Genomic DNA, 10,970 nt, shown 5'->3' on the forward strand with positions numbered 1-10,970 from the left:
CGCATACTTAGCACTTCACTTTCCACAATAAAGGACCAATGTTTAAATGCCGTCGCCTTGCGGGGGGCGATTAATTTGCATGAGTCACTTCACAGAAGTCTGACCTTAACAAATGATCTTTTTTTAAGGTTTGCTCAGTATTGTTAGTACTGAAGGATTTATTTTGGTGCGCGAAACACCTAAGCGCTCGAACGCCCCTCATGTTTCTTAGAGGCATTTTTTAGCAAAGGGTTCCCGCCAAAAATTCAATACAGGAACAGTAATGAACAAGCTACTATCCGCATTTTCTTTAGTTTCAATAGCCTCGTGCACCTCAAGCTTCGCAAATGCCGACGAACTTCCCTTTAATTTAAGCGGTCATGTTAGGGTTAACTACGGGCATCAAGACTGGCAAATTCCCGAGTTTAGAGATGGTTTCGAATTTGAATCATTCAAACTTGGCGTGTCGGGTGAGTCAGATCAATTTAGCTATAAAGCCGAATATCGATGGTACGAAAACACAGACTTCGACACAGTAAGGTTCGCCGACCTGACTTATCATTTCGATGAGCAAACCGAGATTACAGCAGGTATAACCCAAACACCGTTTGGTTTGCAGCCCTTTGCCAGTAACAACTTTTGGTTCTCGGTAAATTATTATCTTGGCTTCGAAGATGATTACGATGCTGGGGTGAAAATAAACCATGATTGGGGTAACTGGGATTTTCAAGCCGCCTATTTTATGAACGACGAGTACAACGATGCCGCTGAGTTTGGGCGCTATTCGTTCGACGTGGCGGACGACGGTGAATATCGAAATAAAGAAGACGGCCAATACAATTTACGTGCTAACTACACGGCAAACTTTATTCGCGGAGGCACTACCGATATTGGCGTGTCTTACCAGTACGGCAACATCTTAAACCTGGATACCCTGGACGATGGTGATATGAATGCCTATGCCGTGCATATGCGCCATACCCAAGGCGACCTTAAAGTCGAACTGCAGTATATCGATTATGAATACGATTTGGCTGCACCAGAAGGGCAAGCAGACGATCGCATAGCGCTATCCTCTTTCACCTTCCCGTTCTTAGCCGCGGCCGACGGTAAAACCTATTCAGCAAACCTTGTGTACTCTGTGCCTTATAAGTTTACTCACATAGAATCACTTACTTGTTACTCAGAGTACAGCGTGGCAAAAGGTGAAGGAAGTGAAGGGAAAAACTCGTCGCAGTGGATAAACGGCTGTAGCTTTGGCTGGGATAAATTGTTTGTATATGTAGATAGTATCCAAGGCAAAAACATGTGGTTCTCAGGCGGTCCGGGCGTGGGACTCGACTTAGGTGGTAGACAAGAAACTACCCACCGCCTGAACATAAACCTTGGTATTTACTTCTAATCACTAACAGGACTTTGACATGCGATTACTATTAATAGCGACATTTATACTAGCGCTAGTTCCAATGCAAAGTTTTGCCCATGCGTGGATGAAACTGCGAATAGCGACCACAGAGTATGCCCCTTATACGTCAACTGATATGCAGCACGACGGTTATATCAATCACATAATCGCTGATGCGTTTTTAGAGACGGGCGTTGTGGTTGAGTTTGTATCTTTACCCTGGGAAGAAGCGCTTGAAGCAACGCTGAAAGGCGAATACGACGCCATCTCATACGGCAATTTTGTACGCGCCCGGGAAAGCGAGTTTTTCCACAGTAACCCTATTAGTGCGGAAAGCTTGGTGTTTTATGTTAATGCTGAAAAGGGCCCTGATACTTGGGCTGAATTAAGCGACTTAAAAGACCTAAAGATGGGCGTAACAGAAGGGTATTTATACAACGATGAACTTGCCGCTTACATTAAAAGCAGCAGTAATGTTGTGGAAAGTGCCACAGACAAAGACAATTTACAGGCGCTGATTGACGGTAAAATTGACGTTTTTCCCATTGATGAGTTAACAGGATGGTACTTGCTTCAGCGTGATTTCGATAGTGGCGACCGCAGAGATGTGATGCCCATTAAGCCGTTTATCTCAACTGTAACCACGCACCTGTTAGTGCCTAAAGGCGAAAGTGACAGTCAGCTTATTCTGTCGCTATTTAATAAAGGGTTAGAAGAGTTAACACTGGACGGAAAACTGACCCGCTTTAAACGCCTTCTAAAAGAAGGCTACTATCAGCATCCGCAGAAAAAAGTGAATTTTGACAGACGCTAGCTGGCGTTTCAGGCCTAAGGGGCTATAGATAAGCCCCGCTGGCTAAACGCCAAAGGCATAATAAATTAAACTAAAAGGGCAGTGCGATAATAAAAATAATCTATATACTTCAGTGCACATGATACTGATGTAATGGTTATTTCCTAATGCGCAGCCCTTTATTTGTGCGACTTTACGGGCGTGGTCGTTTTCGCTCGCTGTTGAGCACATGCCTTCTGCTAATACTCGTTGTTATTTCCCCGTTAGCCAACGCGTCGAGTGATGAAATAACCTTTGATGTCTCTGGCTCGTTTAGAGTGCGCTACGAGTCGTTGAATAACCCTATATTTCCAACATCATCAGCTGCTCGAGAACAAAGTAATCAGCGTCTTTCAACACGCTTTATCGTGAATTCTACGGTAAGTTATCAAAACCTCGCGGCAACGATTGAAATACGTGACTCGCGAGTGTTTCTGGATGAAAACGATCCAACGCTAACGGCCAATCAGGTTAATACACTAGAGCCTACACAGTTTTTTATCACCTACAAACCTGAACGAGAATCTAGCTTATACGAAGTGTCTGCGATAAAGGTAGGGCGTATGGAGCTCGACTACGGTAGTCGCAGGCTATTGGCCAAAACAGCCTATCGCAATGCCACCAATAGCTATGATGGAATTGTGGTGGAAGCAAGAGTTGCAGATTGGCAAGTACATGGCGTGTACGTGCTGCCGGTATCTCGCTTTCCTACTGACAGTGAAAGTCTGGACGGGAACGAACGCGCGTTCGACAAAAGCTTTAGCGAACGAAAATTCTTTGGTGTGTACGCTGAGTCAAAAGACAACAACGTCAAGCTGCAAAGCTACTGGTTAAAAGAAGACGATAGTGAAGCACTTGCCACCAAAAACCGTGATCTGTACACATTGAGTGTGGACTATACCCAGCCTTTCAATAATGGCCTGATAACAAATATAGAGGTGGTGGGGCAAACGGGAACTTCTTATCAAACCGCATCTGCTAACGATACAGACGAGAAAGACGTTCGTGCATATATGCTGTTTGGTTATGTTGGGAAACAGATTACAGACAACACCTTTCTTAGAGCTGAAGTTGACTATATCAGTGGCGACAACGACACAAGCGATGACACAATCTCTGACTTTGATACTTTATACGGCGTGCGACGTTTTGATTTCGGACCTACTGATGTATATCAGGCTATGCCACGTAGAAACCTAAAAGCAGTGGGGCTTCGAAGCGTGTCTAAGCCAGCAAAAGCGCACAACATTATGCTTGGTTACAAAGCCATGTGGTACCAAAAAGCACCTCAAGACGTGGACAGTTTCATTGGCCATCAAGTGGAAGCTCGCTGGCGTTATCAAGTGCGACCCGAGTTGCGATTAGTGCTAGGTGGAGCCTACCTCAAAAAAGGAGAGGGTTTTGCGCGTGGAGATTACAGCGACAACAGCGCCTTTTTATTCACTGGCGCTTTGTATACCTTTTAAAATCTCCGGCTAAATAGCCCGCGTAAACTGGGTACAGCAGCTTACACCACAAGCCTTGCAGATGAGCGCGTACTCTCTTTTCTGTTTATTATATTACTGATATGGTTAACGGCTATTTTGAAATGCCCATTTAGAGGTTGCCTTGTCGTATTCAGCTGAAACATCGTTTTTTGCCCGTTGTATTGCACTATTAAAATTGCTCGGCCCGGGTGTGCTTATGGCAACAGCGGCGGTAGGCGGTAGTCACTTAGTAGCATCAACTCAAGCGGGGGCGAAGTTTGGTTGGCAGTTAGCGCTGCTTATATTGGTAGTTAACTTACTCAAATACCCATTCTTTAGAGCAGGCGTTAGCTACACCATCAGTACCAAACAAACCCTTCAGCAAGGGTACTTGGGAATGGGGAGACGATATTTGGCCCTTGCCTTGGGTTTGAATACCATTGCGTCGGTGGTCAATGCTGCAGCGCTGTTGTTGTTTGCAGCAAGTTTATTGTCGTATTTTATTCCTTTCGATATCGCCATAACGTTGTCCGCTTCAGTGGTTTTGGCACTTATTTTAATCATTCTACTCGCTGGCCATTTTGAAGGATTGGACAATATCGCCAAAGGCATAATGGGCGTGCTTGTGGTGGCGACAGTCGCCGTATTCGTGGTGGCACTAAGCAATTATTCTGCTTCACCAGCACCTGCCGTGGCGCCGCCTTCACCTTGGACGCTCGCTACATTAGGCTTTTTAGTAGTCACAATGGGGTGGATGCCCGCACCTATTGAAATATCGTCCATTACTTCACTTTGGTTAAAGCGGCAGTGCAAGGGGCAAGCCGTAACGCCAAAGTCGGCCCTTTTCGATTTTAATTTAGGTTATGCAGTGACGGTGCTACTCGCATTGTTGTTTTTGGGCTTAGGTGCATTAATTTTGTATGGCAGCGGTAAAGAGCTAAGTACTAGCGGTATCGGCTTTTCCCATCAGCTAATTAGCATGTACTCATCAACCATTGGCCAGTGGGCGCATTGGCTTATCGCACTGGTTGCATTTTTGTGCATATTTGGTTCGGCGCTAACCGTTTACGATGGTTATGCGAGGGTGGTTGCTGAAGCAATAGCGCTTCTTTTTAACAAAGACAAAAACGCACGAAATACGCTGGTAACACCGGTGTTACTGTTTATGGCAGTGGCGAGTTTTATCATTGTGTTGTTCTTTAAATCTGCGCTCTTGGCAATGTTAGGCTTTGCGATGACGCTGGCCTTTGTTACTACTCCAATGTTTGCTTGGCTTAACCATAAGCTTGTGGCACAAACCAAGCTTCATCAAGACGCGGCACCAAACGTGGTAGTGAAGCTGCTTAGCTATTTAGGCCTAATCTATCTATTTGGGTTTCTAATGGTGTTTATATGGTGGAAGTGGTTTAGCTAGTCACTTCCTACCGTAACGAGAGCGCAAAGCACTTTAGGTGCTTCGCAAGTCTCGCCTTAGTAAATTAGTTTAATTACGCGTACTTATGCGAGCCCCAGCGCAATACTCATCTATACTGTAGATGACATCGTTTGAGGAGTTCGCAGCTTGGTGCGTGGCAAAAAACTATTTCCTTCCACCCTTTTATTATGGGGTAAGCGTATCATGCTGCTTTCGCTTATGAGTGCGGCAATGTGGGGCTGTTCAAAAGAGCCGCAGCAAACTATCCACTGGCACAATGCTTACGATATTGAGCGCGAACTTCATCTTTTGGGGCAGCAAGAAGACCCTCGAGAAATCTACAAAAGGCTTCAAGGTATTAAGCAACAAGCTTCGCTACAGCTTTCTCAAATGCGTGAAGCAGGTAATCAGGACCCGCTATTTAGAGAATGGTTGGAGTCGCTACGCATTAGCTTATCGTTAGCCCCCTTGTCCGGCGATACCATTGAAACGTGTAGCGTGTGGCAAGGCGCCATGGAAGACGCTTGGGGAGTGGGAATAGTGCAGTTTAATGAACGAGCCAAACTCGTGTGGCGGGTAATGGTGGCTACCTGCAACGCACGAGTTCTCTCGGTATAGTACTAGGTTTTACTTAGTATAAACGGGGCGAGCCGCTGTTAGCGTTGCCACTTTATCTATCACTTGCTGTACTACTGCATTGTCTTCTGGCGCTGTTAACACATCACAAATCCAATGGGCTAATTGAGCACAGTCTTCTTCACTAAAATTGCGTGAAGTGACCGCAGGTGTGCCAATTCTAATACCACTTGTAACGAATGGCGACTGCGGGTCGTTGGGTACTGTGTTCTTATTTACCGTTATATTCACGCTATTTAATATCGCGTCGGCTTCTTTCCCCGTCATTCCTTTACTTACAAGACTTAGCAGGAACATGTGGTTGTCGGTTCCATTAGATACTACGTCAAAGCCACGCTTCATAAATACATCAGCCATAGCTTGTGCATTAATGACTACCTGCTTTTGATAAGCGCGGAACTCTGCTGTCATGGCTTCTTTAAGCGCTACCGCTTTTGCGGCAATAACGTGCATAAGTGGGCCACCCTGAATGCCAGGGAAAATTAATGAATTGAATTTCTTTTCAAGCTCGGGGTTTGACTTACACATAATAAGCCCGCCACGAGGACCACGCAGTGTTTTATGGGTAGTAGTAGTAACCACGTGAGCCGCGTTAATTGGCGAGGGATAAACACCGGCCGCAACAAGGCCCGCAACATGTGCCATATCTACGAGTAAATACGCGCCCACGCTATCAGCGATGTCTCTAAACTTCTGCCAGTCGACCACGCGAGAGTAAGCGGAAAAGCCCGCTACAATCATTTTTGGTTTGTGCTCTTTAGCCAAGGCTTCTACTTGGTCATAGTCAATTTCACCAGTTTCTGTGTTCAAGCCATACTGAATCGCGTTGTATAGTTTTCCCGAGAAGTTAGGCTTTGCACCGTGTGTGAGGTGCCCACCGTGATCAAGGCTCAACCCAAGAATGGTATCGCCAGGGTTTAATAGCGCCATATAAACTGCAGTATTCGCTTGAGAGCCAGAGTGAGGCTGCACATTCACATAGTCAGCTTCAAACAATGCTTTAGCTCTGTCGATAGCAAGCTGTTCTACTTTGTCCACCGCCTCGCAGCCACCGTAATAGCGCTTGCCCGGATAGCCTTCTGCATACTTATTAGTTAGCTGACTGCCTTGTGCCTGCATAACAGCTTTGCTGGTGTAGTTCTCCGATGCAATCAGTTCGATGTGATGTTCTTGGCGTTCGTTTTCTTGCGCAATAAATGCTGCGATATCTGGGTCTTGTTCGTGAAGGTGCTGGTTAAGTGGGTTCATGCTGGCTCCTAAATGTCATTATTTTGTATCTGATACTAGGAGTGTAAAAAGAATAAATAAAATTAATAAAAAATATGGCATTATAATTTTATTAAATGGCCTTGTGAGCAAGTTTGGCATCAGTAAGGCAAAACAGCAGGCAAAGCTAATAGAGAGGTGTACAGCAAAGTAATGAAAAACTTATCGATAGATTTTCTGCGTTCGTTCGTGCTTATTGCACAGACGGGTAGCTACACTCAATGTGCCGAGCAGCTTCAGCGCACACAGCCTGCCATTAGCTTACAGATAAAAAAACTAGAAGAAATGATTGGGGAAAAGCTATTTTCCCGCGACAAAAATCGCTTGGCACTAACTGGCGCTGGTAGTCGCTTATTGTCGTATGGTGAAAAGATAGTGGCACTGAACGATCAGGCGATGGCCGAATTTGGTAAACCGCAGGTTACGGGAAATATTCGGTTAGGCATTCCCAGCGAATTTAGTACAACGCTTATGCCTAAAATTATTCGACGGTTCACGCAAACCTATCCGGAAATATCGCTAGAGGTGCATTGTGCGCTAAGTAAAGACTTACTTAGTGAGCCGCTTAAAAGTCAGTTCGATTTAATTCTTTCGCTACAAGAAACACCAGATCCTCAGCAAGACGGTTACATCATTTCAGATCAACTGGTATGGGTGGGGAGTCAGCGCTTTGTAAATAGCGTGCCTGCTAAACTGCCTATTATTGCAGCACCTTCGCCGTGTATTTACCGCAAGCGAGCAACTAATCTGTTATCGGCTATCAAAAAACCGTGGCAGGTGGTGTATACCATTGCTGACTTAAACGGCATACAAACGGCCATTAACGAAGGGCTGGGTATAACCGTTCTTGCAAAAAGTTCGGTGCCGCCTGGGCTACACGTTTTATCTAATTCAGAAAGTTTACCCGAGCTTGGGCATGTGGGGGTTTGTTTGGTTAACCCTCAGAAAGTGTCATCGAAAGCGATTAGCTTGCTTACTGAAACCATTACCAACGAAGTCGCAAACTTTTAACAGGAAATAGCAGGAGATAGCTAGCGCGCCTGCTAAACAACAAAAAGTAAGCGCGCCGAGAGGAGTAACAGCTTTTCAATAAAGGCCGTCTATGCCTTTTTAACAAACTGCGCAGTCAGCATCATTTCACCCGCGCCATCTACCTTACAGTCTAGCTGGTGGTCTTTGGCATCTTTCACGTGTCGGATAACGGCTTTGGTGCCAATTTTAAGTACCAACGAACTGCCTTTTACCTTCAAATCTTTTGCTAGCGTAACTTTGTCGCCGGCTACTAACGGTGTACCGTTGAAGTCTTTAGCTGAGACTTCCTCTTCTACCTCGTTCGGGTTCCACTCGTGTCCACATTCAGGGCAAATAAGTAGAGGCTGATCTTCGTATACATATTCTGATTGGCAATGCGGGCAAGGAGGTAACGACATGTGGAATTCTCTTAAAATACTAAATTAAAGCGCTCGGGTCATAAAGTGGCTGTTGGGATCGATTGAGTAACTGCCAAATGGACCGCAATCAACAAAACCAAACTTTTTGTATAGGGTTCTGGCCGCTAAAAAGTAGTCTTGCGTTCCTGTTTCTAAACTTACCGAACTAAACCCTTTCATTTTCGCATGTTCTAGGGCAAAAAGTAATAACTGAGACGCCACACCGCAACCTCTGAACGGTTTGGCGGTGCGCATAGATTTTAGCTCGGCGCTATGTGTATCAAGGGTTTTAATAGCGACGCAGCCCGCAAGCTGTTGCTGCTTCCAGCCACTAAAAAAAGTAATGTTCGAAGCTTTTAGTGCTTCAACATCTAATGCATGTACGCTCTCGGGTGGTGATGTAGCATACATATCAGACAAATGCTCTTCTAAAAGCGCTAGCACTTCTCCTCCGGTGAGATCATCAATAATAATCTTCATGTGCTTTGGCCATTAGGTATATTCTGAGTAGACGGCGGTACAAGCCTGTTTGTTAAGTGCTTAAGGGTTTAGTCATGTTAAAAAAGCGGTCGTCTTCACTTTTAATGATAAATCCCACTTTTTTATAAAGTGAAACGGCAGGGCTAACTTTGAATACTCGTAAGTCAAGCGAGTTAGTATTGGCCCCTAACGCTAGTCTTTCTGCTTCTTCAATGGCAGCACTACCTATGCCTTTGTTTTGGGCGCTGGGTATGACCTGAAGGTCGCGCAATATACAGGTGTTACCGTCGTATTGAAGGCGCATAACCCCCACCGTTTCGCTGTCTACTTGAATGTCGTAATTAATGAGCTCTGCGGTAACCCCAAGCACTTTTTCGGCGTCCCAATCAGGCGCAAACTGAGCGTAATAATCGCGCATGTTATTAAAGGTAAACTCAGCAGCCCTTGGTAGGTTCGTACTTGGAATAAAGGTAATCTTCATCGCGTTTTCTTCGTTATTTATTGCAAGCAAGACTCTTATCCGTGACTTCTTGGTGCGAACATAATTATCGCCATACCAATCAAAGCGACAAAGGTGCCCACCAAGTCCCATAACGTTGGCTTCACTCCATCAACAAGCCAAAGCCACATAATAGCCATAAAAATATAAACACCACCGTAAGCGGCGTATACGCGCCCGGCAGCGGTTGGGTGAAGTGATAACAGCCAAGCAAAAAGCGCGAGCGATATAGCCGCTGGTACTAATAACCATATGGACTTATCTTCTTTCAACCATAAATAGGGCAGATAGCATCCAACGATTTCAGCAAGTGCAGTAATAACAAACAAACCAATGGTTTTTAATTCCAACGGGCAGACCTCTTTTGAAATACTGCTGGTAAGCAAATAAGACCTTTTGAAAAGGGCATTAAAGTGCTACTCGCACGCCATGCTAGGAAACTATCTTTCACTAGTTATCGTCGCTTTCAGAGCTAAACAAACCTCTAAAAAGCGCGGTAAGTGCTCCAGACACCGTATCTTCTATAGCATCGTTTTTATGGTCACGCTTTTTGCTGTATCGGTTAGTAGATTCTTCTCGCTGTCTTTTTTCAGCACTGGCACTAGCCCCATCAAGAAAGTCTCTTGCAGCCCTATCAGAAGTTGAAGCGCACCCTGTTGAGATTACGCATATTGACAAGATTACTATCAATTTAATCTTCATGTTATCTAAATTCCTATCACCGTATAACGTCTAATAAAGGGCATATTAAAGTGGAGCGTAACAACGAATCGTTATGTACTTTGCTTGCTCATACCTCTAATTGCAAAGAAGTAATAGATTAAAAAACCCAACCACGAAAAGAAAAGGGAAATGGCCCCCCATGCTAACTTGTGTATGCCTTTAGCTTTTTTGGATGTTAAGGCAATTAACGCTGGTAGAAGTGTAAGGCTGAAAAGCACGACAAAAATAATGATTTGCCAAAAACTCATATTAAAAGAACTCCTTATCTTTTGGTTTTTAATTACAAGGGCTGCACCAAGTTCACCGAATGTAGACATCTAACCTCTACTCGTTTCAATATCCATTGGTTTCAACGAATTATTTTTTATTTACTTGAACTACAGCCTATAGAATCAAATTTTCTGAATTACACACTATAGTCTTAATCGTCTTTTTGTTAAGACATTTACTGCGATTTTTGTTTTGAAGCGTGAGGCATAATAGCGTAAAAAACTGAACAAATTGCTATTACATAAAAAGAATGGAAGAAAAAGCCCACCATATTTAACGCATCTGCTTCACACTGTGTTTGCAGGCCAGAGCAAAAAAAGAACTCCACTACGAATGAAGACAGTACTCCTAAGCCAAAAATTGCCATATAACTGAACAACGGTTTGAGCTTTAGAATTCCAATAATCAGCAAAACAACAACTACTGGAATAACAATAATTAGCGCAGTCTGCATAAATCCCTCTTAGATTGATCAGGGCGAGATCGCGAACATTATTTGATCAAATTTAACTGTTAGTTGACGACCTGGTCTGGCTATGATCATATGCTCTCTTTTTGGGAGCACCACAA

Annotated in this window: 14 protein-coding genes; 6 read left to right on the forward strand and 8 right to left on the reverse strand. The window is 44.4% G+C overall.

The features are described 5' to 3' along the window. The first annotated feature begins 262 nt into the window (after positions 1-262). From MHN02_RS19310 to MHN02_RS19330, 5 genes are all read left to right on the forward strand, one after another. Complete coding sequence (locus MHN02_RS19310; RefSeq protein WP_014975544.1) at positions 263-1,381, forward strand: porin; 1,119 nt, start codon at positions 263-265, stop codon at positions 1,379-1,381. Between the two features lie 19 nt (positions 1,382-1,400). Beyond that, positions 1,401-2,198 (forward strand): transporter substrate-binding domain-containing protein, encoded by a 798-nt coding sequence (locus tag MHN02_RS19315; protein ID WP_014975545.1) that lies wholly within the window; start codon positions 1,401-1,403, stop codon positions 2,196-2,198. A gap of 146 nt (positions 2,199-2,344) precedes the next feature. Further along, positions 2,345-3,682, forward strand: coding sequence for an alginate export family protein (locus MHN02_RS19320; protein WP_239247749.1), 1,338 nt, complete (start codon positions 2,345-2,347; stop codon positions 3,680-3,682). A gap of 142 nt (positions 3,683-3,824) precedes the next feature. After that, positions 3,825-5,096 (forward strand): divalent metal cation transporter, encoded by a 1,272-nt coding sequence (locus MHN02_RS19325; RefSeq protein WP_014978202.1) that lies wholly within the window; start codon positions 3,825-3,827, stop codon positions 5,094-5,096. A gap of 150 nt (positions 5,097-5,246) precedes the next feature. Continuing rightward, positions 5,247-5,714, forward strand: coding sequence for a hypothetical protein (locus tag MHN02_RS19330; RefSeq protein ID WP_232306451.1), 468 nt, complete (start codon positions 5,247-5,249; stop codon positions 5,712-5,714). 9 nt (positions 5,715-5,723) lie between these two features. Here MHN02_RS19330 and glyA read toward each other — a convergent pair whose 3' ends face one another. Beyond that, positions 5,724-6,980, reverse strand: coding sequence for a serine hydroxymethyltransferase (gene glyA / locus MHN02_RS19335; RefSeq protein WP_014978204.1), 1,257 nt, complete (start codon positions 6,978-6,980; stop codon positions 5,724-5,726). A gap of 171 nt (positions 6,981-7,151) precedes the next feature. On the opposite strand from glyA, the gene MHN02_RS19340 reads away from it, so the two are divergent. After that, on the forward strand, positions 7,152-8,009 hold the full coding sequence (locus MHN02_RS19340) for a LysR family transcriptional regulator (protein ID WP_014978205.1): 858 nt from the start codon (positions 7,152-7,154) through the stop codon (positions 8,007-8,009). Positions 8,010-8,098: 89 nt separating this feature from the next. Here MHN02_RS19340 and MHN02_RS19345 read toward each other — a convergent pair whose 3' ends face one another. The 7 genes from MHN02_RS19345 to MHN02_RS19375 all read right to left on the reverse strand — a co-directional run bounded on the left by MHN02_RS19345 (position 8,099) and on the right by MHN02_RS19375 (position 10,854). After that, on the reverse strand, positions 8,099-8,428 hold the full coding sequence (locus tag MHN02_RS19345; protein WP_014978206.1) for a zinc ribbon domain-containing protein YjdM: 330 nt from the start codon (positions 8,426-8,428) through the stop codon (positions 8,099-8,101). Positions 8,429-8,452: 24 nt separating this feature from the next. Beyond that, positions 8,453-8,908: a GNAT family N-acetyltransferase gene (locus tag MHN02_RS19350; RefSeq protein ID WP_014948133.1), complete on the reverse strand. Its 456-nt coding sequence runs from the start codon at positions 8,906-8,908 to the stop codon at positions 8,453-8,455. A gap of 52 nt (positions 8,909-8,960) precedes the next feature. Further along, positions 8,961-9,389 carry a GNAT family N-acetyltransferase gene (locus MHN02_RS19355; protein WP_044583803.1) on the reverse strand — a complete coding sequence of 143 codons (429 nt, stop codon included), beginning with the start codon at positions 9,387-9,389 and terminating at the stop codon, positions 8,961-8,963. 35 nt (positions 9,390-9,424) lie between these two features. Continuing rightward, positions 9,425-9,757 (reverse strand): YnfA family protein, encoded by a 333-nt coding sequence (locus MHN02_RS19360; protein WP_230598747.1) that lies wholly within the window; start codon positions 9,755-9,757, stop codon positions 9,425-9,427. A gap of 100 nt (positions 9,758-9,857) precedes the next feature. Beyond that, positions 9,858-10,109, reverse strand: a complete 252-nt coding sequence (locus tag MHN02_RS19365; RefSeq protein ID WP_014948136.1) for a hypothetical protein — start codon at positions 10,107-10,109, stop codon at positions 9,858-9,860. A gap of 71 nt (positions 10,110-10,180) precedes the next feature. Further along, entirely contained in the window at positions 10,181-10,447 is a 267-nt protein-coding gene (locus MHN02_RS19370; protein WP_231513031.1) for a hypothetical protein, read from the reverse strand. A gap of 128 nt (positions 10,448-10,575) precedes the next feature. Continuing rightward, entirely contained in the window at positions 10,576-10,854 is a 279-nt protein-coding gene (locus tag MHN02_RS19375; RefSeq protein WP_014948138.1) for a hypothetical protein, read from the reverse strand. Between the last annotated feature and the right edge of the window lie 116 nt (positions 10,855-10,970).

Origin of the sequence: Alteromonas sp. CNT1-28 (assembly GCF_022348345.1) — a bacterium.
Lineage (GTDB): Bacteria > Pseudomonadota > Gammaproteobacteria > Enterobacterales > Alteromonadaceae > Alteromonas > Alteromonas macleodii.